Origin of the sequence: Tangfeifania diversioriginum (assembly GCF_900141875.1) — a bacterium.
Lineage (GTDB): Bacteria > Bacteroidota > Bacteroidia > Bacteroidales > Prolixibacteraceae > Tangfeifania > Tangfeifania diversioriginum.
This window is the reverse complement of sequence record NZ_FQZE01000017.1, coordinates 63,784-89,585: the sequence shown is the minus strand read 5'-3', so window position 1 is coordinate 89,585 and position 25,802 is coordinate 63,784. Positions and strand designations below refer to the sequence as shown.

The window sequence follows — 25,802 nt, the reverse complement described above, 5'->3', positions numbered from 1 at the left end:
TTATACTCTGTTTGAAAATATTTGCATTGAATTTTCGGGCATCATAATCTCCTGGTTTGCCGCCACTTCTGTATTCTCCGGTTCGGCAATCTCATTTCTGCCAAAACTTTTTGAATCGAGAATTTTGGTCAGGGTTCCCACAATGTGCGCAGGAATTTTGCCGGTTCGCTGTTTGTCTTCAAAATTCATAAAAACCACTACCCTGCTTTCGTCCCGCCATCTTTCGAGAGTAAAGAATTTCCCATCTTCCGAAATCCGCAGGTTATCTTTGTCAGTCTCTTTCAAAACCGGATGTTCTTTTCGGAGCTTGATCAATTCCTTATAAAACCGGAACATGGCAGACTTTTCTGTATCATTTTCGATATTCCATGAAAGTTTTGAATTTTCGAAAGCTTGCAGATCATCAGCATTTGGAACATCGGCCGAATCGTCGTAAAAATCTTTGAACTCCCTTTTTCTGCCTTCACGCACCAGGCGGTTCAGTTCCTCGTCCAAATGGCTCACGAAATAGTAAAACGGATTGCGTTCGCCATACTCTTCGCCCATAAACAGCATGGGCACGTTGGGCGAAACAAACATGGCACCGGCAATTACTTTAGCATTTTCAAAGTCCGTCATCGAAATCAGCCGGTCGCCGTGCAGCCGGTTTCCCACCTGATCGTGATTCTGGTTGAAAATCACAAACTGCTCGCCCGGGTTGTTTTGCGTGGAACTGCCGTACGTTTTCTTCCGGAATTCAGAATACCGGCCGTCATAAACAAACGCCTCTTTTATGGCTTTTGAGAGTTGATGCGATTGCCCAAAATCCATGTAATACCCCTTTTGTTCGCCGGTTGTGAGGGTGTGTACCGCATGGTGAAAATCGTCGGACCATTGCGCCTCCAACCCGTATCCACCTTTTGATATGGGCGAAATGTAGCGCACGTCGTTCAGATGTGATTCTGCAATCAAATAGTGCCTCCTTCCGGTTTGTTCGCTCAACTGATTCAAGTTTTCTGCCAATTCCTGCATAATGTGCTTCGCGCCAAAATCGAAAATGGAGTGTACCGCGTCCAGACGGAGGCCATCTATATGAAAATCACGGCACCACATCAATGCATTCTGGATGAAATAGTTGCGCACACTGTCGGAATACGACCCGTCGAAATTGATGGGTTCGCCCCAGGGTGTGGAATATTTTCCCGAAAAGTAGTGGCCAAAATTCCCCACATAATTTCCTTCGGGTCCAAAATGGTTGTACACCACATCCAAAATTACGGCAATTCCCTGTTGGTGGCTTTCATTCACCAGCCTCATCAATTCTTTGGCGCCGCCATACGAATCCTGAACGGCAAACGGATACACGCCGTCGTAGCCCCAGTTTCGTTTTCCGCTGAACTGTGATACCGGAAGAATCTCAATAGTATTCACCCCAAGTTCTTTCAGATGATCCAATTTTGAGCGAATTCCTGCAAAAGTGCCCTCCGGGGTAAAAGTTCCGGTGTGCAGTTCATACTGAATCATTTCCTTCAGCGGGATGCTTTTCCAGTTTTGGTCAGTCCATTCAAAATCGTTCAAATCGATAACTTCCGAGGCTTCGTGCACTCCGTCGGGTTGTGAGAGTGAGGCCGGATCCGGAAATGCTTCGTTTTCGTCAATCAAATATTTATAGCGTGTTCCGGGGGATATATTATCAAGTTTGAGCGACCAGCAACCCAACTTCTGAGGGGTCATTTTGTACTTTTTTTCAGGATGTTGTGTAACCAAATGCACACTTTTGGCTTTGGGAGCCCAAACCGAAAACTTACAAGTATTCGCAGCAGAAAATACCGGAAAAATTTTTCTGTAATTCATTCATTTACTTTTAGGATTTTACAACTTTCCATCAACTCCTGAATACGTTTATTTACACGGATTGTTCTTTCCCGATCTGTTTTATACTATTCAAAAAACAAATTTCAGGATACCATTTTTCAGGTTCAGGTTCAAGAGCCTGCTTTAATAATTCAACAATAAAAATTATCTATTGTTTCAATGGACAGGATGGTGTAAATTGTTGATTGAAAAATCATTTGTTCACATCCGAATTATAAAAAAAACCAATATATTTAATTAAAAAATGGAAAACGAAGCAGTTCAACCAAAACAATACGAAGGAAAAGTTTTGCCGGGCAAACCTTATCCTCTGGGCGCTAATTACGATGATGACGGTGTAAATTTTGCCCTTTTCAGCGAAAATGCCACAGGCGTTACGTTGTGCCTTTTCCATCATCCGGACGACAACGAAGAATACGCCCAAATTCAATTTGAAGAAGTAACCGACTACGTGTGGCATGCTAATTTGCCGGGAATGAAACCCGGGCAGCTTTACGGCTACCGGGTTTCCGGAAAGTACAAACCGAAAAAGGGTTTCCGGTTCAACCCCAAAAAACTATTGCTCGACCCTTATGCCAAGGCCATCAGCGGCAGAATCACCGTTGAGCAAAGCATGTTTGATTATACGCTGGAAGAAGGCGAAAAAATTAAACTGCACAAAGAAGATACCGACAGCGCTCCGAGTATGAATAAATCGGTGGTAATCGATACGCGTTTCGACTGGGAAGGAGTGAAAAAACCCGACATCCAGATGCACAATTCCATCATTTATGAACTGCATGTGAAGGGATTTACACAGCTTCATCACGATATTCCTGAAAACGAGCGGGGCACTTACAAAGGGCTCGCCAACCCGAAAATTATCGACTACTTTAAAGAGTTGGGCGTGACGGCCATCGAGCTGATGCCCATTCATCATTTTTCGCACAATAAATTTTTGCTCGACAAAGGCCTTTCGAACTACTGGGGATACAACTCCATCGGTTTTTTTGCCCCGCATGCCGAGTACGCGGCTACCGGACAGAACGGCGAACAGGTGAATGAATTTAAAGAACTGGTGAAAGCTTATCACAAGGCCGGAATGGAAGTGATACTTGATGTGGTTTACAATCATACGGCCGAGGGAAATCACCTCGGACCAACACTTTCGTTCCGCGGAATCGACAACCACAATTATTACCGGTTAGAGCAGGAGCATCCGCTGTATTACACCGACTACACCGGAACGGGCAACACGCTGAATCTGCTCAGCAGCCGCACGCTGCAACTGGTAATGGACAGCCTTCGTTACTGGGCTACCGAAATGCAGGTGGACGGGTTCCGTTTCGACCTGGCATCTGCGCTGGCCCGCGGTTTGTTCGATGTGGGCAAGCTGTCCACTTTCCTCGATACCATTCACCAGGATCCCATTATTTCGCAGCTAAAACTGATTGCCGAACCCTGGGATTTGGGCGAAGGCGGCTACCAGGTGGGCAACTTCCCGGTTTTGTGGGCCGAGTGGAACGGCAAATACCGCGACTCGGTGCGTAAGTTCTGGCGGGGCGACGAGAGCCAGGTGAGCGAACTGGCTTACCGGCTGAGCGGCAGCAGCGATTTGTACCAGGACAACGGGAAACTGCCGTCGTCGAGCATTAACTTTGTAACAGCACACGACGGGTTTACCCTGCACGATTTGGTGAGCTACAACGAAAAACATAACGAAGCCAACCTGGAAGACAACAACGACGGCGAAGATCACAACATCAGCTGGAACAGCGGCGCGGAAGGACCAACCGATGATCCGGAAATTATTCAGCGGCGCGACAAACGCAAAAGAAACTTTTTGGGCACGCTGCTGCTGAGCCAGGGAGTGCCTATGATTAGCCACGGCGATGAATACGGCCGCACCCAGCAAGGTAATAATAATGCCTACTGCCAGGACAGCGAACTGGCCTGGATGCACTGGGACTGGTACGAGAACCAGCATAAACTGTTTGAGTTCACCAAAAAAATGATTTCCATCCGCCGGGAACACCCCATTTTGCACCCGCGGCGGTATTTTAAAAACCGCAAGATTCAAGGTGAAGGCGTATTTGATATCCGCTGGATCAACACCGATGGGAATGACATGAGCCAGGAGGAATGGGACACCAGTTTCATCCGGGTGATGGGAATGATGCTCAACGGCGAGCTGATGAAAGAGATGGATGAATTTGGCAACGACCTGAAACAGGAGATTTTGTTGATTCTGGTCAACAGCTACTGGGAAACTATTCCGTTTACGCTGCCCAAAGAAGGACTGGCCGAAGAGTGGGAAGTGCTGGAAGATACCAGTTGGGAGAAAAATCCGGATGCGCCAGTGCATGTAAATGGGGTTTTTGAATTGGAAGCAAGGACGCTGGTGTTGTTGCGGAATGTGAGGTAAATTTTGAGATAGCAGTGTAAAACCTTTTATCATTTACCCCAATCCGCTGATGATTCGCTTTAAATATTCCGACACCGAATTTTACAGCGAATACGAACGGGCCCGGACAATTGTGGACTGATAGCGTGTGGAACAGACGACGATAAATTCAAAGATGCCGGAAAGTTGTTCGAACTACCCGCCAACCCGTTCAAAGGTGTTGCAAAGTAGTTCGGACAACCCGGCGCTTTACTCAAAGAAGTACGCAATCCATGCATTTAACACGGCAACTGATGCATCGGCAGTCGCAAGCGACACATTGACAGCCGGAGTTCATTCAGAGAACTCCGGATGCCGTTCAGAGCACTCCGCGAGTTATTCAGAGCACTCCAAGGGTAATTCAAAGAACTTCCTTTCAGGGAGTTACGGGAGTTTGTTTTAATTTTTAAAAAATGGAAAGAAAGGAACTTATGGCGGTTTTAACCCCGAAAAAATCCGGCGGGCGGGTTTCCAAAACAGAATTTCCTGTTACCTTTAAAAGCTGAAAACCAATTTTTTTGATGCGCAAAAACGTTAAAAACCGGGTGATGAATTGGAAATATAATATTGATAAACCTTACAATAAAAACGGATATGACATTTATATGAAGGTTTATCTTCACAGACAAGCTAGTTGTCCAAGGCTGAGGAAAGACGAAATCTGTATAAAATGAAATTATAAAAAGGACACAATGTCACTACTGCTACTCGACAAACTACCACCAATGAGTAAACTCGAAATCCACTATCATTTTGATAATTTGGATAGTACTCATACAATGGACGCGTTTATTAGGAACAGATGTGAATTCGAGCTTTTACAAATTTCACATGAATTCCAGAAAAAATTAGACTTAGATATAAAAATTGAAACTGAAGCATTTGAAGAAGGCGGATTAACTGAATTTTGGACTTTTCTATCAGATAACGCAGTTCAGATAGCATTAATATTAACTTTATTATCACAAGTTCTTTCGAGAGTTCCATTAAGAAAATCACGTTTAAGCAAAAAGGAACTTGAACTTAGCGTTGCAGAGAAAGAGTTAAGCATTTTACAATTAAAAAAGCAAATTCAAGAAAGTGAAAAGCCCGATATTGACATTCAAGACCTAAATATTTTTATTGACACAAATCCCAAAATATTAAAACATATTTCTAATTTTTATAATCAACTTGACAAATATCTTAAAGTAAAAGAGTTATCCACAACAATACTAGACGATAAAAAATCAAAAGTAAATGAAACAGCTATTGTTAAACGAGAAGATTTTAAAAAATTCATTTTAGAAAGTGATGAACTTGAACCAATAGTTGATGAAGATGCCACGATTGAGATAATTTCTCCAGTCCTAAAAAGGGGAAAATATAAATGGAAAGGTATTTATAATAAAGTTGGTCATCCAATAGAATTCTTTATGAAAGATAAAGATTTCAAGGGAACGGTTATTGCAGAGGGGGTTGCCTTTAAAAACGGAACTTTCATAGATTGTATTTTGGAAATATCTAGAAAAATCAATGAAATAGGAGAAATCTTTGACTCTTCTTATTCTGTATTAACTGTCTTAAAAAAACATGATGAGAATGTTTCGGAGGAAACTCCCCAAGGGAAAAAATATAGAAAAGAAAAGGAAGCAGAGAAAGCACAAATGAAATTATTTGATGAGAATGATAAAAATGAATAAAACCCAACGCACACAAATTGCAAATTTGCGCCAACGAGGGAACAGAGAAAGAAGTTATGGCAAATTTTGAACAGATTAAAGAATGGAAAATTTTCCAAAAATAGATGAAGTCAAAAAAGCATTAAAGAGAATCAAAGAAAGAGAATTTCCAAATCTTGATTACTCTAAATCCGTAGATTCCTACGTCGAGCAGATTAAGAATATTATTACTGAAGAATTAGGATATTATTTCGCTCCAATTCAAGTTTTTAAACATCGTCAATTTAATTTAAATTTATTTCGTGCGAGAGAGTTTGAGTCATTTTCAAATATAAACCTTATAAGAGAACATAGTTATCCCCCTTCTAATTTAGTTGGACTTGGACGTTGTAATTTACCAAAATTCCCCGTTTTTTATTCCTCTAATGATGGAATGACTGCACTAATTGAGGCTGTTAAAGCAAATGGGAATACAAAACAATGTATTTCTAAATGGAGTATTACATCTCCAGAATCTGAATTAGTTTTCCAAAGTTTTTTGCAAATGGCTCTACCAGACGAAAATAATTATAGATTTTTAAGTGATGTTGTAAAAGACAAAATCAGTGAACCATTCTTAAAAGAAAATGGTCGACCACTTGAAAAAGAAAGAGAAGAAGGAGTCCTTGAATATTTAAAATTTGTGGATGAAATTTTTATAAATGACAAAAATTACAAACTATCAGCTGCATTTGCTCACTCATCACTTTATGCCCCACACAATTTCAGAACGGACATTCTTATGTACCCAAGCGTTCAAACAATGCACAAAGGAGTGAATCTTGCTTTAAGTCCAAATTTTGTTGAGAATTATCTAAAGCTTGATAGACTTTATGTCGTTTCATTAGACAATTTTAATTCTAATAATGGAAATGTAAAAGTTCAATTTCATGAATATGCAGAAGTGGACAAAAATGTTGTTATATGGAAAAAGATAAAACCAAACGATGAAGAATATATTGAGCTAATTAGAGAAGATTTCGGAGTACCATTAAAAAGTAAATTTGAAAAAATTATATAAAAACACACCGCTCGCGCCGATTTGCAACCGATGTGCAATTTGGTAAAATTGAAACCTCGTTCTTATAAATTAGGACACAAATTGCGCCGCAGGCATCACTTCGTGGCAAATTTGTGCCAGCGAGGAGAAAATCCTATACGCTTCGTAACTATGATTATAAGAGGAACAAATAAAATATTAAAAACATCGGGAATAAAACCCGTTAAAAACACGGATGAAATAACTTCGGAATTGCCGGGAGAATGGTATGCAGGATTGCTTTCGACTGGCAAGCAGGGAAAACTGGCTATTCATTTTTTACATCACCCCACCATGTTAACTGTACTGGTAAACGGAAAATCCTTAAACAAAGCATTACCGGTATTTCAGGAACGGTCTGAAAACCTTATAAAACGGCTGGGCTATGGAAAATTGCTTTTTCAGTATCAATTGCAAACCGAACCGCAAATATTTGCCACAAACAGCCGCAGCATGTTGTCTCACATGAACCAGTTACGCTACAACATTGAATATCATTTGGCAATGGCCGAAACAATTGAAGATACAAATTGGGATTACATTGAGGATGTCCATTTTAATTATATCTTTTCACGAAACAAGAAGTACATGACGCCAAAAGAAATTTTAGATGCATTAATGATTGACAAATAAATGGAACTACAACGAAAAATAAACAGGATTACCATAATGTGTACCGCGGGGATGCTTCCGGGCTCCGCTAGCGCGGATTTATAATCCGAATTAACACTATTGCAGTCGCGGTCGCTGGTGTTATTGCGAAATGTGAGGTAATTATTCCGCCAGCAACGTCCATCCTTCTATCCAGTTATCTTCGCCAAAAGCACCTTTAAAATCGACGCGTTGAAACCAGGATTCGGGGTATTCGCTTAAACTGCCGGTAATTTTTTGCTCGGGAACAAAATAGCCCGACTCCGGGTCAATGCCCGGGTTGCCCGTTTCGTTTTGTGCCGCCGAAAAATAAGCCGCCCACTCGTTTTCCATTTCGGATGAATAAACACCTGAAAGTTTAAATGGCGAACTGTTTTCAGCGCTGCCAACATCAAAAAACAGGTTGTTACGGATATCAAGCTTTCCGTTTTTCCACTGGCTGAAACTGTCGTTGGCACCATCAGTAACTTCTAACAGAATTCCGTTGGCATCGTTCATCATGACAGAATTGGCAATTACACCGCCGGCAAACCGCTCAAAAACAGCGAGCGAGCCGTTGCCGGTCAGTCCGTTGCCAATTAATGTGGCATTGTAAATTGTGGGCAAAGAATGTGGAAATCCAATCACAGGATTGGTTCCGCCACCCGCTTCAATGAGATTGTCGCCTACAAAATCATTTTCAATTCCGAGCCAGAACTGCCCATTTCCACTCCAGCCGAGGTCATAATCAAACGCATCGTCTCCACACCCAGCCACTACCATGTGTTTCAGGTTTACCGTGCCCCCGAAAATTTCCACTCCATCGTCTTCATTGGAAATCACTTCCACAAAATCAATTTCTGTTTTGTTTCCTACCCCGCCCAGGGTGAGGCCGTTAATTTCATTTCCCTCCCCAATATTGGTACCGCCGTGACGGATGGAAACATACCGCAGCACCCCCGAGTTGTCGTCTTCGTCGCCACCGCCAAAAATACCGCGCTGCTCAAAATACGGAATGCCTTCAACCCGCGCTTCACCACCGCTCACATTCAGCGGGGCATTTCCAAGGATTATCAGTCCGCCCCACAAGCCGCGTTCATCTTTTGCAACTGAGCCCTGCAGGTCGTCGTTCTCCGAAGTAAAGATGATAGGTTCTTCCTGGGTTCCTTCAGCAATAATTTTTCCGCCGCGGGCCACAATCAGGGCACTGGCGTTTTCGGCCTGTCCGCTGCGAAACCGCACAACTGTGCCGGGTTCGATGGTCAAAACCTGTCCGTCGTTCACAAAAACCAGCCCTTCCAGGATGTACTCATTGTTTTTGGTCCAGGTTACCGTCCCGGTGCCGCTACCATCGTCGCGAAACGATTCAGTTTTTTCTTCCAACAGGAAATCGCTTTTGCGGCACCCCGGAAAAACTGTTATCAATACGAATATAGCAACAACTATTCTCCTCATTTTCAACACTTACATTTTCACTTCCAAATCAAGAAAAATAAATCCGCCGCCCTCCATATTAGCTGCCCACGGGTACCAGTCGTGGTAATTGAGTGCCATTTTAATATTATTTATGGGTTTAAACTGAATGCCGGCCACCAGTGCAGTTCCGTCGTCAGCCAGTCGCCAGGGCAGCGTTTCGCCTTCCAGGATGTTCGACTCAATTTTATCGTACCGGGCAAACAGCTGGTACTTGTCGGTTAGGTTGTACTTTCCGTAAAACGACCAGGCATAAATATCGCGATTAGCTTTCCAACCGTCATTTTGCCGCAAAACAAATTCGCCGGCAATGTTCCATTTCTTCCGGAAATCGTATGACGTAAATATCGTCAGGGTTGTTTCTGAAATTTCGTCGTGCATGATATCGAAAACCACCCGCGAGGTAAAATTGCGCGGCACCCGAAAAGTTGTACCCAGGCTGTATTTGAACACATCATCCATCTGCAGGCTGCTGTAACCTTCGCCATTCATCATGGTAAAATCGGCATCTATTTTTGGGCTGAATTTATAATGAAAGTTTACACCCAAATCGGCGGAAGAACCCAGCCGGTGTTCGTCGACAATGGTTTTCATCAGGTAACGTCGCTCCCAAATCGTTTCCTGCAACTTAAACTGCTTCAAGCCAATCAACCCAAATTCAATTTGCAAATCAGCATTCGTATAGCGCAAATAAGCATTTTTAAAATAGGCATACCTCCTGATTTTTGAAAGTGGTGAAAGATCGTCGGGGCTGCCCACATCCAGGTTAATTTTTGCATAAAATTCGGGGCTGAAAGAATATTCGTAGCCCAGGTAGCCGCGTACCAGTTCAAATGCAGCCTGGTCGGTTGCACTGCCTGTAATGCCCTGGTGAAAATTGGCGAAAATACGGGCGAACGGTTTGCCCGAGGGTTCAAATTCGTCCTCCTGAGAAAAGGCCTGAAAAGTAAAAAACAGGAAAAAGGCAATTAAAAATTTTGTCTTCATTCCGGAATGTGTCATATTAAGTTTGCACAAATATAAATTAATCACTTTTAATATTTTCGTAATTGTTTTGTAATAAAAATAAAGAGTAAAAACTTTTTTAACCCTAACTTTGCAAAAAAAGTCTGAACTTCATTAAAAAATGGCTGATAACAAAAAAATCCTGATAGTTGATGACGAAGAAGATTTGTGCGAAATCCTTCAGTTCAACCTTGAAAGTGAGGGGTATAATATTGAAGTGGCCTATTCGGGCGAAGAAGCCCTGAAAAAAAAGTTGCATGAATTCGACCTGATATTGCTGGATGTTATGATGGGTGGCATGTCGGGCTTTAAGGTGGCCAACATCATCCGCAAGGAAAAAAAGTTGCCTGTGCCCATTATCTTTTTAACTGCCAAAGGTGAAGAAAATGACATACTTACGGGATTCAATGTGGGAGGCGACGATTACATTTCGAAACCTTTTTCAATAAAAGAAGTGATTGCCCGCATAAAAGCCATACTCAAAAGGGGTGCAAAAACCTCGGAGAATAACAAACAATTGGTTTTTAATAATTTGACTGCCGACACAAAACGCAAGGAAATTACAATTGACGGACAGGTGATTCACCTCACGCGTAAAGAATTTGAAATTCTTATCCTGCTCATGGACAACATGGATCAGTACATCGGCCGCGATGAAATTTTGAAACGAATATGGGACGACGATGTGATTGTTACCGAGCGCAATGTGGATGTAAACATTGCCCGACTGCGCAAAAAAATTGGCGATTACGGCGCCAATATCAAAGGAAAATCGGGGTACGGGTACTGTTTTAAAAATAGATAACACCAACTTAAACAGAATTTAAAGTGATTCGGAAAACATTCAGGGGCGAAATATTTTTCTACTTCATTATAGTTTTCATTCTGTTCACCATTTCCATTCTGACATTTCAGTTTCAGCGCGAAAAAAAATACCGCACAGCCCAACTCGAAAACACGCTTGACAATATTACTGAAATTACCCACCGTTTTGTGGAGCAAAATCACCTGCTGGAAACCGGTGAGGTTGACCGCATAGGTGAGCTGAAGCAAATTATTCCGCAGCCCAACATCAGAATTACCCTCATCGACTCCGACGGAGAGGTTATGTACGATAGTTCGGTGGAAGAATATACCCAAATGGAAAACCACCTGCACCGGCCTGAAATTGAAAAGGCGGTTCAAAACCAAACCGGCACCAACATCCGGCTTTCCGATACCACCCAGGAAGAATATTACTACTACGCTAAAAAATACCCAGGTTATTTTGTACGCACTGCCGTTGTTTACAACCTTCAGATTCAAAATTTTTTAAAGGCCGAACGTGCTTTTATCTTTTTCATCGTGTCGGTTTTTGCTATCATCGGTATTATTCTTTTCATTATAACAGGCAAATTGTCCGATGCCATTACCAAACTGAAAGATTTTTCGATTAAGGCAGGAAAAAATGAACTGGTAGAACCCGACACTACTTTTCCGGAAAACGAACTGGGCGTTATAAGCAGCCAGATTATTCAGATTTACCACAAACTAAAAAAAACCAAAGATGAGCTTTCGAACGAAAGGGAAAAACTCTTCAACCACTTGAATGCCCTGAACGAAGGGATTGCCTTTTTTTCGCCCGAAAAAGAAATCACACTCTCGAACAAACATTTTATTCAGTACATCAATATTCTTTCAAAAAAAGAGATTCACTCAGCTTCAGACATTTTCAAAATGAAAGAGCTCAAAAAGCTGAACAAATTCATTGACCAAAATTTAAAAAGCAGTCTCCCTGAGAATTTCGAAGAGTTGCCACAAACAAATTTCGTGGTTTCTCAAAGCGAAAAGTACTACAAGATCCAGAGTATTGTGTTTCCGGATAAAAGTTTCGAAGTAGTAATAACCGACATTACGCGGCTGGAAAAACGCCGGCTGATGAAACAGCAACTCACCTCGAACATTGCCCACGAACTGAAAACGCCGCTGGCCTCAATAAAAGGTTACCTGGAAACCATGATTGAGAACTGGCCGGTGCCCGAAGAAAAACAAAAATATTTTCTGGAGAAAACATTTTTGCAGGCCGAACGGCTTACTGATTTAATAAATGACGTTTCGTTGCTGAACAACATCGAAGATGCCGGGGAACTGTTTCGGTTCAAACCCCTCGATATAAAATCGGTTATTGATGAGGTTTATGAAAACTTTGCCAACCGGATGCACGAAAAAAACATCTCTTTTTCGAGCGATGTACCGCAAAACACAGTAATAGATGGAAATGATTCGCTACTGTTTTCAATCTTCCAAAACTTTGTTGAAAACTCCATCAACTACGGGGGCGATGGAATCAGCATCAATGTAAAAGTTTACCACGAAGACGAAAAATACTATTATTTCTCCTATTCCGATACCGGAACCGGAATTCCTGAAGAGCACCTGCCCCGAATATTCGAACGTTTTTACCGCGTTGACCATGGTCGCAGCCGCGAGAAAGGTGGTACCGGCCTGGGACTGGCCATTGTAAAAAATGCCATCCAACTGCATAAAGGAAACATCTCGGTAAAAAACAACCCCAAAAAAGGAGTGGAGTTTTTGTTCTCGCTCGCGAAGAAATAGAAATTCATTTTTTAGGATAATTTGCAATTCACCGGTAATATGCCAGACAACAAATTTTTTGCTGCTTTCCAGAAATCTCAAAAGCGAGTGCAGCCCGCAAAATTTTATTTCATTTTTATTACAGAAATGTAATTCAACCTTAAATGAATAGTAATCGCACTGTAACATTTTGCCCCTTCCTTTGCTGCCGACTTTAAAGAAAAAATGTCGAAAAAACACTGCAAACAAAAAAAAGAATGAAAACAATCTTTATTAGTAGTCTCCTACTAATTTTTTCTTTTATCGGTTATGCGCAAAAAGGAACAATAAAAGGAAGCGTAACCGATTCAAAAACACAGGAATCACTCATAGGGACCACCGTTTTAATTAAAGGAACAACACAGGGAACCATCACCGATTTCGATGGCAACTATATTTTGCCTGGCATTGAGCCCGGAACTCATACGCTCGTCGTTTCATTTATTTCGTATGAACCACAGGAAATTCAGGTGGAAATTACAGCCGGCGATGAAACAGAAATCAATGTGGCACTCGAACCTGCAACCCTCGATATTGGAGAAGTAAAAGTGGTGGCAAAAGCCAACCGCGAATCGGAAGCCATGCTGCTGCTCGACCAGAAAAATGCCACCGGAATTACCGAAAGCATCGGTTCGAGTCGTTTGTCGAGCCTCGGTGTTTCCGATGCGGCAACGGCTACATCAAAAATAACCGGGGTTACAAAAACCGAAAGCTCCGGCGACATTTACATCCGAGGGTTAGGTGACCGCTATTTAACTACAACCATGAACGGACTGCCGATTCCTTCGGACGATGTAAGTAAAAAGAACATCGACCTAAACCTGTTCTCTACCGACATCATAAAAAATGTGGGAATCGATAAAACTTTCTCGGCACAGAATTATGGCGACCAGGCTTCGGGTACGGTTAACATCAGCTCAAAAAGTTACAGCGAAACGTTGTCTGTTGGCGTTTCAGGAAAGACCAACACCAATGTGTTAAAAGACGGTGTTTGGAATAATTTCAAAACCACTCAAAACATGAACGATGTAAATTTTGGTTTTTACCAGCGCTCGTACACTACCGAAGAAGCCATCACCAACCAAAGCTGGAATACCGATACACGCAGCTTCCCGTTGGGATTCGATTTCTCGCTGACAGGTGGAAAACAGTTTGAACTTTTCAATAATGAATTGTCGGTTTTTGCAACGGTTGAGCACGAAAATTCTTACGACCATTACAAAGGCGTTTACCGGAAGTACCGTTCGAATGTACTGGACAATGAATTTACCGATGCCGAAACGTTCTCCACAAATATCAATACCACCGGGCTGATTAACGTGGCTTACAATTTTAATGATTACAACAGCCTGAATTTCAACAGCCTGGTAATTCTTAAAACGGTTGACCAGCTTTACGAGCAGGGACGAAACGGCGAAGGTTACGTTTTTGACCAGGATCCGCAGGAAACCGGTGCATTTGTTCGCGATCAGAACCTAAAAGAAACCCAGATATTTATTAACCAATTGCTGGGAAGCCATCGGCTTGCCGAAAGAAACCAACTGGAATGGGCTGCAGGATACAATTATGTGAATTCCGACGAACCCAACCGTATTCGCAACGAAGTAAATATTCTAAATGAAAATACCGTTCAGTTTGCACACGTTGGCGATTTTCAGCAACGGAAGTCACTTCAGAGTATTGAAGACGGCGAATTTAACGGCTACCTGAAAGACGAACTCTTTTTTAAAGACGAAGAACAAAAGAAATTGAAACTGAACTACGGTGCCAATTTCCGGATGAAAGAACGGGATTTTCAGTCGATGTTTATTGGTGTACGTGCAAAAGGCGTGCAGGTCAACTCTATTGACAACCTCGACAAAGCGTTGTTGAATGAAGCACTTTATGCCGGCAACGATTTAATTATCAGAGACAGAAAACCCGACAACTACAACGCCAACCTGAATGTTTACGCCGGATTTCTGAACGCTGATTTCACCCTCGGAAAATTTAGCGGGAATGTGGGTGCCCGATACGAACTGGACAATATTGAAGTGGACTGGGATGTGGCCAACTATGTGGGCAGACAGGGATCGGTTTCATACGATTACAATAACATTTTGCCGGGGCTGAACCTGAAATACCTGCTCACCGATAAAAGCTCGCTGCGGCTGGCAGCCAGCGAAACCATCACGCTGCCTGAATTTAAAGAGCTGGCGCCATTCGAATATGTATCGCCAACCGGCCGTGTAACAAAAGGAAACCCGGAACTTAAAAATTCGGAGAATTACAATATCGATTTAAAGTGGGAGTTCTTCCCTACCAACAAGGAACTGTTTTCAGCAACCGCGTTTTACAAGCAAATTAACGACCCAATCAACCTGGCTCAAACCAGGGGTTCATCCGGAAATTTCATTTATGAAAACACCGGCGATAAAGCCGATGTGTATGGCTTTGAACTGGAAACACGTTTCGATATTATCAAAGCAGAAAATACAGGCATGCCCGAATTGAACCTGACAGTGAACGCCACAAAAATGTGGTTCAACCAGGATTTACTGGAAGAATTTCAGTACAACAACAAAACCGAAACCGATTTACAGGGAGCATCCGATTTTATTGCCAACGGAATCCTTAGCTATTCAAATAACAAGGAAAACGAATTTGCAGCTACCATCAGCGGAAACTATTCGTCAGATAAAATCCTGGCACTGGGAGCCCCCGAGGATTTTCAAAACAGCGCCACGCTGTTTAACAACGAAATCATTGAAAAAGGATTTGTAACCCTCGATTTTATTTTGCTCAAAAAAATATCGGAAACCATTTCGCTGAAATTTACCGGTAAAAACCTGCTGAATCCTGAAATCAAACAAACTCAAGATATAAAGCCGTTTACCGGCGAACAATTTACTTCCACGGTGAGCTCATACAAAAAAGGAATGGAGCTGAGCCTGGGTGTGAAAATCAGTTTGAATTAAAATTCTTAAAAAATGAATAACATTTTAAAATCAATTTTGTCATGAAAAAAACAGTTTTCAAAATTTTTAGTCTTGCGCTGATAGCAACTTTGGTATTTACCAGTTGTGGCGATGATGATCCGGTTGTTGATCCAGTACCTGAGGTAATTGAAAACCTCGAAATGGGTGTAATGGCCGGAGAACTTCCCGAAGATTACACATTGGATCCAACCATGCAGTACAACCTGACTGGTTCATTTATTGTGCCCGAAGGAGTTACCTTAACCATTCCGGCCGGAACCAATATTCTGGCCGATAACGGCGGAACCGATGTTTACATTGCCGTGCTGAAAGGCGGCGATATTCACATCCAGGGCACCGAAAGCAGCCCCGTGGTGATGTCTTCAGCAAGTGGAAATCCCGGCGACTGGGGTGGCTTAACCATTTGCGGAAATGCTACAACTACTGCCGGAGTTGATGCTGAAGCTGAAGTAGGCGGTTTCATCTACGGTGGCAATGACGACGGCGACAATTCAGGCTCCATTTCCAACCTGGTAATTATTGGAACCGGTGCGCAAATCAATTCCGAGTCGCAGTACAACGGCGTTTCATTTTACGCAGTGGGTTCCGGAACTACAGTTGAAAACGTGGCTGTAATTAATGGCTCAGATGACGGAGTTGAATTTTTTGGCGGAACTGTGTCAGTTACCAACCTGTTTTTGCAAAACAACGAAGACGATGCCATCGACTGGACCGAAGGCTGGAGCGGCACTGTTACCAATGCTTATGTGGAGCATACCATCGAAGGTTTTTCAACAGTGGTGGAAGCCGATAAAGACAATGCAAATCCTAAACTTATCAACCTTACAGCGGTATCAACAGTTGGTGGAACCGCGCTTCAGTTCAAAAAAGAATCGGGTGCTACAATCACCGGACTTTCGTTGAGCGGTTATGCCACCAGTATCGACATGAAAGACGGCGGCCCTCTGGCAAATGTTATAATCGAAGGGGAAACGGCTGATCCTTCAAAAAGTTACAATGCTCCGGCAACCGTTGATCCCGGTAACTGGAGTTGGGTAGATGCCGAACTGGCAGAAGTAGTAGTATTAAACGGTGAAGTTACCAGCGATGTGGAGTTAGATGCCACAAAATCGTACCGCCTCACTGGTTCTTACATTGTAAAAGATGGCGCTTCACTGACCATTCCTGCGGGAACAAAAATTCATGCAGATGCCGGTGGAACAGAAGTGTACATCGCTGTTCTGAAAGGGGGAGGAATCTTTATCAACGGAACCGCTGACAATCCGGTTGTGATTGCATCCGATTTAGGCTCACCCGGCGATTGGGGTGGTTTAACCATTTGCGGAAAAGCAACCACCACAGCAGGTGTTGATGCTGAAGCCGAAGTTGGCGGATTTATTTATGGCGGCAATGCTGATGATGATAATTCAGGTGCAATTGAATACCTTGTCATTAAAGGAACAGGTGCTCAAATCAATTCTGAATCGCAATACAACGGAGTTTCATTGTATGCAGTAGGTTCACAAACAACATTGAATAACATTGCAGTAATCAACGGCTCAGACGATGGAATTGAATTTTTCGGAGGTACAGCAACTGTTGAAAATATTTACCTCGAAAACAACGAAGACGATGCGGTTGACTGGACCGAAGGCTGGAGCGGTGGAATAACCAACACCTACATTTCGCACACCATCGAAGGTTTCTCAACTGCTTTTGAAGGCGATAAAGTAAACAACAACCCCCAATTTACAAATGTTACAGCTATTTCAACCGTGGGAGGAACTGCCCTGCAATTCAAAAAAGAATCGGGCGCAACCATCACCAACCTGTACCTGGAAGGCTACGATAAAAATATCGACATGAAAGATGGCGGAGCACTTTCCAATGTTCAGATTGACGGAGCAAATGCGGACCCGGAAGCTAATTACACAGCAGGTACAAAAGTTGACATTTCGGCCTGGAACTGGATTGAAGCAAGCTTATAATTTATAATGAAACAAAAAACAATTGCAGTGTTTGAAAACCAGGCCGTTTCAGCCTGGCAAACTAAAGTCCCGGTTCATCCCGGGGCTTTTTTCCATTTTCATTCCTGCAATTGTTTTTAAAACGAAATAACACTGCAATTCAAACACTGTAACTTTACAAAATAATGAAACGAACAATTATCTTCTTGCTTTTTCTTCTGGGAGTTTCCGGGATTTCGATCGGTCAGGAATTAATTGAAAAAGAAGGCACTTATTTTCTGAACGGGGAACCTTACACCGGTAAATGGACGACGCACTACGAAAATGGCGTGGTGAAAATGACCGCCCGTTTCAAAAACGGGTTCAAACACGGTAAAACAAAAATCTGGTTTGAAAACGGCACCCTCAACGAAATCCGTTCATACAAAAACAATAAAATGCACGGCAAGTGGGTCGTTTACAACCGCAATAACATTAAAGTTTCCATCGCCCGTTACAAAAACGGGAAAAAACACGGCAAATGGAAAATATGGAACGACGACGGAAAACTTTTGTACGTGCTTCAATACAACATTGGAGAGAAAAGCGGAACCTGGAAAAACTACAACGAGAAAGGTGAGCTAATAAACAAGCGTGAATACTAGCACCATGTCAATCGTGAAACGTCATGCTGTCCGCCAACTGGCGGATTCAGCATCTCAGCTTGAAAAAAGCAGATTCCGAAACACGTTGCCAATGACAGATTTGCATATCGTTCTGATTATGTGAGAAATAACAAATAGCAAAAAGCAAACACCAAATAAGCATCAAAAAACAAAAACAAATCTCCAAACAATATGAATTTTGAAATTTAAAAAAATTGAGAAATTGGAGTTTATTTGTGATTTGTGGATTGAATTTTGGAATTTTTCTGTCATCGTCTCATTATGCTCATTCTAAAAATGAATGAAAACTCGGAATGGCGATGCGACTTTTGAGGCATGACACGAAACTAGTCTCAAATGTAATAAAACTGTAATAATTCTGTAACTCCCATTTAACAGCACCGCCTTACATTTACATTGAATTAAAATTCATAAAAGATGAAAAAATTACTATTCGCTACACTAATCGTATTTCTCGCATTTGTGGGAAATGCCGAAGAAAAAAAAGGGGAAGCAACAGCTGACACCAACAGTGAAGTTACCACCGTATTAACCGGAACCGTTGCCGACTCAGGTTCGGGTGAATTACTGACCGGAGTTGAAATTCAGCTCGAAGGTACTGATATGAAAACCTACACCGATTTCGACGGCAAATTCACCTTCAAAGTAAAGCCGGGTGAATACAAAATTGTCACCAATTATATTTCGTACAATAAAACCGCAGAAACGCTTCAAGTAGAAAACAATGAGAACTGCGTAAATATAAAGCTGGAAAACTCAAAATAGAAGTTGTTTACTCATCCTTTCGCAAAAAATTCCCTTAGCCGTTTCTGTCCCGCAGGAGCGGTTTTTTTATGTATGAAAAGTTCAGCAAAGAATTCACCACGGGGAAACCAAAGTTCTGAAAAATTAACTTTTAGGCTCCTTCTTCTGCAAAAATGAATTCGTATCCTTCTCTTTATCATTAAAGGATTTAACAATGGAATGAGCCGCCAGCGGTGCCGTGAGATATACGAAAACAATTATGAAAAAACCTTTCAGGTAAACAATTGGCATATTAAAAAACAGGCTCACACCCAGCACAATTAAAAAAATGCCAAACGACGGTGCTTTGGTACTTGCATGAAGCCGGCTGTACAAATCTTTAAACCGTACTATACCAATTGCCGCCACCAAAATAAAAAATGCCCCGGCAAGCATCAATGTTGAAATAATTATTTTATCCATACCTGTGTTTTAAATAGGTTGAAACGGCCACCGTGCCAATAAAAGAAATCAGTGAAATGATAACAGGTATATCGAAATAAATTGACTTGTTTATCATTACACTGTAAACCAGCACAAAACCCATAACCACCGCTGCAATTAAATCCATTGCCGCAATCCGATCGTTAATCGACGGCCCCTTTAGCAAACGGGCAAATGCAAGCACCAGTGCCGCCAAAAGCATCGAGAATGCAATTATCAAGACTGTATTTGAAACTGAATCTTCCATAATTTAACCGGTTACTCGTTTAATTTTATCCTGAATCCTGTTAAAATCCTTTAGCATTATATCATCGGTTGAATAATAGAGCACGTGCACCAAAACCGTTTTTTTGTCCGGGCTTATATCCATGCTCATCGTTCCCGGTGTCATCGAAAGCAGGTTACTGAAAAGCAGCAAACCCAGGTCTGATTTCAAAGTTACCGGAATTTCCATGAAAGCCGGTTTGGTATGCATTTTTGGCGTTAAAATATCCCATGCAATGTAAAAATTGGCTTCTACCAGCTTAACCAGATAGAACACAATAAATTCCAGGGTGAAATATATTTTTTTCAATAGCTTCATGGGTTCACTCTTTTCAAAACGGTTTCAATATAAAGTTCCGGATTGGTAAGCTGGGCGCCGGCTTCCATCGTAAAATCGAACACATAAAAAGCAAAAATTCCCATTAAAATGCTTACTGCACCTAAAAGCACCGACGGAAAATATTCGGCAAATTGCAGCTTTTTAAATGGCGTTTTGGCGTACTCATTTTCAGGTTGCTTTTTCAAAAAAGCTTCGTTCCATATTTTTATCATCGAGTAGAGTGTCAGCATTCCGGTTAGCACAGCCACTGCTGTAATCCCGTAATTTCCGTTTTCAATACCTGCCTTTATGAGAATAAATTTGGCAAAGAAACCCGAAATGGGTGGTGCCCCGGCCAGTGCAAATGCAGGAATAACAAACAGTACGGCCATCAGCGGACTCTGATTAAAAAGGCCCCCAACATCTTTCAGTTCATAAGTTCCCCGGGCTTTGTTAATCATTCCTGAAACTAAAAAAGTATTGGTTTTGGCCACCATGTTGTGGATGGTAAAAAACACTGCCCCGGCAATGGCCAGCGGGGTAAAAATGCCCAGCCCCATTATCATATAACCAATCTGACTGATGATGTGGTAAGATAAAATCCGGCGCGTTTCGTAGTGGGCAGCTGCTGCCATGCCACCTGCCACCATTGTAAGACCGGCAATAACAAGCAAAAGCTGGTGCCAGAACTGCGGGTCGTGTACAAAAAAAAGCGTAAAAAAACGAATAAAAGTATAAACCCCCACTTTTGTGAGCAACCCTGCAAACAACGACGAAATGGTAATATTTGGCGTGTGATATGAAGCAGGCAGCCAAAAGTAAAGCGGGAAAACAGCCGCTTTAATTCCAAATGCCACAAAAAACAGTACAGCCGAGGTATTCATCAGAATCGCCTGATCGTCGTTTTTCAATATTTCGGCCAGGTGCGCCATGTTGAGCGTACCGGTTTTCCCGTAAAGCAGACCCACCCCGGCAAGGAAAAACATCGATCCCACCAGGTTCAGCGCCATGTATTTTATGCCGCCTTCGAGTTGGTTTTTTGTGCGCCCCAAAGTAATGAGCACGAAAGACGACATTAGCATCACCTCAAACCAAACAAACAAATTAAACACATCGCCGGTAACAAACGCCCCATTCAGCCCCATAGTCAAACCAAAAAAGAAAATAAAAAACCGGTTCAGTTTAATGGTTTCGGGCAAAAACCGAAGGGCATAAACGGCAATGGAGAAAATTATAATTGCCGAAACTACAAGCATGAGGGCGCTCAGGTAATCAACCACCAGTGTAATTCCAAAAGGTGCTTCCCAGCCGCCCATTTGCAGGGCAATTACACCGTGTTCGCGCACCAGCACCAAAAGGTACACCGACAATAAAATCAGCAATCCGGCCCCCAGCGGGCCAACCCAGCGGGCCAGCTTATCTGAACGGATAATCAGCAAAGTGATTATCAGCACAAAAGGAATTAATATGGGCAATGCAACAAATGCTATCATTAGTCATCGGTTTTTTTAAGCTGATCCAAATCGTCAGTACCCGTTAATTCAAAAAACTTATATTTTAATGCCAGCGTAAACACCACAATACCCAGCCCGATAACAATAGCGGTGAGCACCAGTGCCTGCGGCAGCGGGTCGGCCATTACGCCATTGCCTACGCCATCAGGTTTTACAAAAGCCGGGCTTCCGGGAACCAGACCCGCCGAGAGAAAAACCAGAAGGTTGGTCGCGTTACTCAAAAGAATAAGCCCGATAATAAATTTCAGGATACTCCGCCGGAGCATCAGGTAAACTCCCGCCGTGTATAAAACTCCTACTACTATTGCCAGAATAATTTCCATTAATGTTGTTTTTGTGTTAATGAAAAAACAAAAAGTAAGGTCACTCCAATAACTGCAAAGAAAACCCCGATATCAAACAAAAAGGGTGTGCCCAGTTTAATCCCTTCGCCAACGGGTGTTGGTATTTTCACCCAAAGGCCGGTCATAATTGTTTTGCCCGCGAAAAGCGATGGCAGAAAGCTCAGGAAAATAGCAAAAAGTCCACCTCCGATATAATACCCGGGACGATCCTGCAATTCTTCTTTCACCTGAAAAGCATTGTATGCAAATCCGCGATACACAATGGCCAGTCCGGCCATTAGCCCGCCAATAAATCCGCCACCTGGATTATTGTGCCCCCTGAGCAGCGCCAGCACTGCAAAAACAATGAGCAACCATTTCAGGTATTTTGCCGCTATTTGTAATATAACCGAGTTCATAATTTCGATTTTTTGGTTTTCAGCAATAAATAAACCCCCAAAGCGGCAATAGTGAGTACCGTAACTTCGCCAAGTGTATCGAGCGCACGAAAATCAACCAGTATCACATTTACCACATTTTCACCAAAAGCCCTGTCGTAACTGTTCGCAATAAAAAAATCAGAGATGGATGGATTCAGATTCACATTCACCGCTTTTAATGCAAGTACTGTCATTACACTGCCAAAACCAAGTGCGATTAAAAAATCGCGAAATCGCGTGCGCTTCGAAGACAACACGGCAAACCGGGGCAATCTCTGTAAAATAGCCATAAACATGACCATCGTAAGCGTTTCAACCAATATTTGAGTAATGGCCAAATCGATAGCGCTGTAATAAAGAAAAATAAGAGAAATGCCGTAACCTGCCACTCCCATAGCGATTATGGTCACAATGCGGGAACGCGACACTGTGCTGGCTGCAGCGGCCAAAATAATAACCACAGCAAGTCCCGATATATAAAATGGTTTCATGCTAAATGCAATGCCAAAATCCCACGAGCGGGTTACAAAAACCTGGAACCAAAGCAGTAAGGTGGTAAAAACAAAAATGGTTAATATGTAATAGCGGTGATACCCATGCTGCACCGCTTTGGTTTTCATTTTCGAAATGACCACAAACTTATCCATTACCCATGCAAAAACATCTTCGAGCTGAACGGAAAAAACTACATCGTTCACCCTGCGCCAAATCTCCAGCACTTTTTTCTTTTTGAGCATGGCCCAAAAAAGCCCCACACCCAGCACAATAGTGAGCAGACTTAAATAAAAAACCTGGTTGAATCCGTGCCATATTTTCAGTTTTACTTCAACGGCCTCTGTAGAAACGACAAAAAGAGCTGGTTTTATAATAGCCGTTCCCAGCTTGTCGGGCGATAACCCCAACACAAGGCTTAACAGTGCCAGCACTGCCGGACCAATTAAAAAAGCAAAACCTCTTTCGTTGGGTAGTTTTTCATATTTTGGTGATTTTCCCAGAAAAACTTTCCGGGCAAAAAACAACGAAACTGCCACCATAAATACGTTGGATATAACGCCCAGCACCAATACCAGCGAAGCAATTCCGGGCGACTGCACCTTGGCTTCGTAAATCAGTTCCTTCCCTAAAAAACCAAGCAATGGCGGGAGACCGGCCATAGAAAGCAAGGCCAGCAAAGCAATAACAAAAGTGAAAGGCATGTATTTTATCAATCCGCCCAGTTTTGAAAGTTCACGCGTGCCGGTTTTTTTCTCGATGAGGCCGGCCACCATGAAAAGTGTGGCTTTGTAAAATGCATGAATAAACAAAAACAGCATGGCTGCTTTAATCGACTCTTTGGTGTCGATTCCGAGCAGTAACACCAAAACGCCCAGTGCATTAATGGTAGTATATGCCAAAATTCCTTTCAAATCGGTTTGGGTAATGGCAAAATAGGAACCGGTGAGCATGGTAAGCACGCCAACCATAGAAATAATATAAACCCACTCGGGAGTACCGCCCAAAACCGGGCTCAGCCTTGCAAGCAGAAAAACACCGGCTTTTACCATAGTGGCCGAATGCAAATACGAACTCACAGGTGCCGGAGCCTGCATAGCACCGGGCAACCAAAAATGAAACGGAAACTGGGCCGATTTGGTTAACACCCCAACCAAAATAAGTAACAATCCGGGCAGGTATAAATTACTCTCACGCAGTGCGTCAGCACCGGCAATCCAGTCGTTAAGCGCATAGCTATCGATTACACTGCCCAGCAACACAATTCCCGCCAGCATACTCAGCCCGCCAAAACCGGTAATATAAAGCGACTGGAAAGCGGCTTTTCGTGCCGATTCTTTTTCGTGGTAAAAACTGATTAAAAAGTAAGACAGGAAACTTGTCAGTTCCCAGAAAATAAAAAGCTGAATTAAATTGGCCGACAACACCAGCCCCAACATGGCAGCGCTGAACAGCATCAGGTAAAAGAAAAACTTATCGGTGCCCGAATAGCTTTTCATATAGGCCTTGGCATACAAAAACACCAGGGTTCCAATACCCGTTACCAGCAAGGCAAACACCATGCTCAGGCCATCGAGAACAAATTCAAGGTTGAGCCCGAGCCGGGGCAGCCAGCTTATAAAAATTTGTTCCGACGGCATGCTGGTAATCTCAGGAATGCGTGTTGCAAAATAGATAAATGCACCCAGCTGAACCAGGGTAAGCAAAAGTGCTTTCTGCTTTTTCAGCCAGCCGGGCAAAATAAATATCCCGAAAGAGACAACCAGGTAAACAATAAGAATATATTGCATTTCTTACAAAATTCTTTAAAAATTACTCATTTCTCACCTCTCATTAACACCCCCATGGGATCAACCAAAGATTTAAAAAACGGGGCAAAATCCAAATTGTTCTTCACCGAGGTAATACTCAACACCGAAATATTTGACAAGTTCAGAATATGATGAGCAAACGCCCCGATGTAATTATCGTAAGTATAACCTTCCTGGTGAGTCATGAGTAAAATCATTCCGGCATCTACTTTCTCGGCATATTCCAAAACCCTTTTAAACGGGGGAGTTTTTGAACGGTCGAACAATTTCATTTCGCATTCAACTCCATTCATTTCCAGGGTCTCCCTGGCGTCGTTCATTTTTTTGTAAATGCGGCTTTCTTTTTTGGCAATACCACCAACGAGTGCGGACACCAAATGGATTTTTGCACCATATTCCTTTCCATAAAACAAAGCTGCCGACAGCTTTTCGCGGGTCTCCTTGGTTAAGTCAAGCGGAACCACAATTTTATCCTTCATCCTGGTGGTGTCTCCTTTAAGGGTAAGAACAGGTACTCTCGATTTCAGCGTAACATGGTAAACCGTGGTTCCCAGTTCATCTTCCGGATCGCCACACTGATGGTTTTCTCCCAGTATAATCATCCGGGTGTCTTCGTTACGGCATGTTTCCAGTATTTTTTCGTATGGTTTCCCACGTGCTATGCGTGTGGAGGTTTTAATTTCGGGGAATTTGCTGTTCATCGATTTTGCCAACTCAATCAGTTTTTCTTTGGCCTCATCGGTAACTTTTACAAGATGATCGCCCGACGAAAAAAACTGGGCTAATATTCCGGGGGTATCAATTACATAAAGCAAAAGCAAACCGGCACCCATTTTTTGAGCCATTTTACAACCATAAGAAGCAGCATCGGCCGAAGGCTGTTTAAAATCAACAGGTACTAATATCGTTTTATTCATTAAATCTTTTTTCACTCATTTAATTATTGAAATTGAACAACATTATTCAATTTTAGTTTATACAATCAACATCGTGAGAAGAATAATTGACAGAACTGAAACAAATGTACCAAACTCCGGTTTTATTAATGAATATTTTTTTCAAACCGTCTATCCTAATTAATGAAAGG

Annotated in this window: 21 protein-coding genes; 10 read left to right on the top strand and 11 right to left on the bottom strand. The window is 42.4% G+C overall.

What is annotated here, in order from left to right; all coding sequences use genetic code 11:
* The gene (gene treZ / locus BUC07_RS11960; RefSeq protein WP_073169721.1) at positions 1–1,833 is read right to left on the bottom strand and encodes a malto-oligosyltrehalose trehalohydrolase; all 1,833 of its coding nucleotides are present in this window, start codon (positions 1,831–1,833) and stop codon (positions 1–3) included.
* Between the two features lie 265 nt (positions 1,834–2,098).
* Between treZ and glgX the strand changes: the two genes are divergently transcribed.
* From glgX to BUC07_RS11940, 4 genes are all read left to right on the top strand, one after another.
* Positions 2,099–4,258, top strand: coding sequence for a glycogen debranching protein GlgX (gene glgX / locus BUC07_RS11955; protein WP_073169718.1), 2,160 nt, complete (start codon positions 2,099–2,101; stop codon positions 4,256–4,258).
* A 743-nt stretch (positions 4,259–5,001) separates the two neighbouring features.
* Positions 5,002–5,958 (top strand): hypothetical protein, encoded by a 957-nt coding sequence (locus tag BUC07_RS11950; RefSeq protein WP_139279558.1) that lies wholly within the window; start codon positions 5,002–5,004, stop codon positions 5,956–5,958.
* A gap of 82 nt (positions 5,959–6,040) precedes the next feature.
* Entirely contained in the window at positions 6,041–6,997 is a 957-nt protein-coding gene (locus BUC07_RS11945) for a hypothetical protein (protein WP_073169714.1), read from the top strand.
* Between the two features lie 150 nt (positions 6,998–7,147).
* Positions 7,148–7,648, top strand: coding sequence for a DUF6933 domain-containing protein (locus BUC07_RS11940; RefSeq protein WP_073169712.1), 501 nt, complete (start codon positions 7,148–7,150; stop codon positions 7,646–7,648).
* Positions 7,649–7,789: 141 nt separating this feature from the next.
* Here the strand turns inward: BUC07_RS11940 and BUC07_RS11935 are convergent, their stop codons facing one another.
* Both BUC07_RS11935 and BUC07_RS11930 read right to left on the bottom strand, forming a co-directional pair.
* Positions 7,790–9,100 carry a hypothetical protein gene (locus BUC07_RS11935; protein ID WP_073169710.1) on the bottom strand — a complete coding sequence of 437 codons (1,311 nt, stop codon included), beginning with the start codon at positions 9,098–9,100 and terminating at the stop codon, positions 7,790–7,792.
* Positions 9,101–9,109: 9 nt separating this feature from the next.
* On the bottom strand, positions 9,110–10,105 hold the full coding sequence (locus BUC07_RS11930; RefSeq protein ID WP_073169762.1) for a hypothetical protein: 996 nt from the start codon (positions 10,103–10,105) through the stop codon (positions 9,110–9,112).
* A gap of 139 nt (positions 10,106–10,244) precedes the next feature.
* Here BUC07_RS11930 and BUC07_RS11925 point away from each other — a divergent pair, with 139 nt between their 5' ends.
* From BUC07_RS11925 to BUC07_RS11900, 6 genes are all read left to right on the top strand, one after another.
* Positions 10,245–10,928: a response regulator transcription factor gene (locus BUC07_RS11925; RefSeq protein WP_073169707.1), complete on the top strand. Its 684-nt coding sequence runs from the start codon at positions 10,245–10,247 to the stop codon at positions 10,926–10,928.
* A 23-nt stretch (positions 10,929–10,951) separates the two neighbouring features.
* Positions 10,952–12,718 carry a sensor histidine kinase gene (locus BUC07_RS11920; RefSeq protein WP_083578224.1) on the top strand — a complete coding sequence of 589 codons (1,767 nt, stop codon included), beginning with the start codon at positions 10,952–10,954 and terminating at the stop codon, positions 12,716–12,718.
* A 236-nt stretch (positions 12,719–12,954) separates the two neighbouring features.
* Positions 12,955–15,693, top strand: a complete 2,739-nt coding sequence (locus BUC07_RS11915; protein WP_073169705.1) for a TonB-dependent receptor — start codon at positions 12,955–12,957, stop codon at positions 15,691–15,693.
* 41 nt (positions 15,694–15,734) lie between these two features.
* Positions 15,735–17,681 carry a hypothetical protein gene (locus BUC07_RS11910; protein ID WP_073169703.1) on the top strand — a complete coding sequence of 649 codons (1,947 nt, stop codon included), beginning with the start codon at positions 15,735–15,737 and terminating at the stop codon, positions 17,679–17,681.
* A gap of 164 nt (positions 17,682–17,845) precedes the next feature.
* A complete protein-coding gene (locus BUC07_RS11905) occupies positions 17,846–18,304 on the top strand; it encodes a toxin-antitoxin system YwqK family antitoxin (RefSeq protein ID WP_073169701.1) in 459 nt (152 codons plus the stop codon).
* A 438-nt stretch (positions 18,305–18,742) separates the two neighbouring features.
* Positions 18,743–19,090: a carboxypeptidase-like regulatory domain-containing protein gene (locus BUC07_RS11900; protein WP_073169699.1), complete on the top strand. Its 348-nt coding sequence runs from the start codon at positions 18,743–18,745 to the stop codon at positions 19,088–19,090.
* A gap of 123 nt (positions 19,091–19,213) precedes the next feature.
* Here the strand turns inward: BUC07_RS11900 and mnhG are convergent, their stop codons facing one another.
* Genes mnhG through BUC07_RS11860 form a run of 8 tightly spaced genes read right to left on the bottom strand, consistent with a single transcriptional unit; the run spans position 19,214 to position 25,632 of the window.
* Positions 19,214–19,531 carry a monovalent cation/H(+) antiporter subunit G gene (gene mnhG / locus BUC07_RS11895; RefSeq protein ID WP_073169697.1) on the bottom strand — a complete coding sequence of 106 codons (318 nt, stop codon included), beginning with the start codon at positions 19,529–19,531 and terminating at the stop codon, positions 19,214–19,216.
* Complete coding sequence (locus BUC07_RS11890; protein WP_083578223.1) at positions 19,524–19,799, bottom strand: MrpF/PhaF family protein; 276 nt, start codon at positions 19,797–19,799, stop codon at positions 19,524–19,526. Before BUC07_RS11890 ends, mnhG begins: the two co-directional genes overlap by 8 nt.
* Positions 19,800–19,802: 3 nt before the next feature.
* Positions 19,803–20,135: a Na+/H+ antiporter subunit E gene (locus tag BUC07_RS11885; protein WP_073169692.1), complete on the bottom strand. Its 333-nt coding sequence runs from the start codon at positions 20,133–20,135 to the stop codon at positions 19,803–19,805.
* A complete protein-coding gene (locus BUC07_RS11880; protein WP_073169690.1) occupies positions 20,132–21,628 on the bottom strand; it encodes a proton-conducting transporter transmembrane domain-containing protein in 1,497 nt (498 codons plus the stop codon). The genes BUC07_RS11885 and BUC07_RS11880 overlap by 4 nt, the downstream gene beginning before the upstream one ends.
* A complete protein-coding gene (locus BUC07_RS11875) occupies positions 21,628–21,972 on the bottom strand; it encodes an NADH-quinone oxidoreductase subunit K (protein ID WP_073169687.1) in 345 nt (114 codons plus the stop codon). The genes BUC07_RS11880 and BUC07_RS11875 overlap by 1 nt, the downstream gene beginning before the upstream one ends.
* A complete protein-coding gene (locus BUC07_RS11870) occupies positions 21,972–22,391 on the bottom strand; it encodes an MnhB domain-containing protein (RefSeq protein ID WP_073169684.1) in 420 nt (139 codons plus the stop codon). Before BUC07_RS11870 ends, BUC07_RS11875 begins: the two co-directional genes overlap by 1 nt.
* Positions 22,388–24,694, bottom strand: a complete 2,307-nt coding sequence (gene mbhE, locus BUC07_RS11865) for a hydrogen gas-evolving membrane-bound hydrogenase subunit E (protein WP_073169682.1) — start codon at positions 24,692–24,694, stop codon at positions 22,388–22,390. Before mbhE ends, BUC07_RS11870 begins: the two co-directional genes overlap by 4 nt.
* A gap of 26 nt (positions 24,695–24,720) precedes the next feature.
* A complete protein-coding gene (locus BUC07_RS11860) occupies positions 24,721–25,632 on the bottom strand; it encodes a universal stress protein (RefSeq protein ID WP_139279557.1) in 912 nt (303 codons plus the stop codon).
* Positions 25,633–25,802 lie beyond the last annotated feature (170 nt).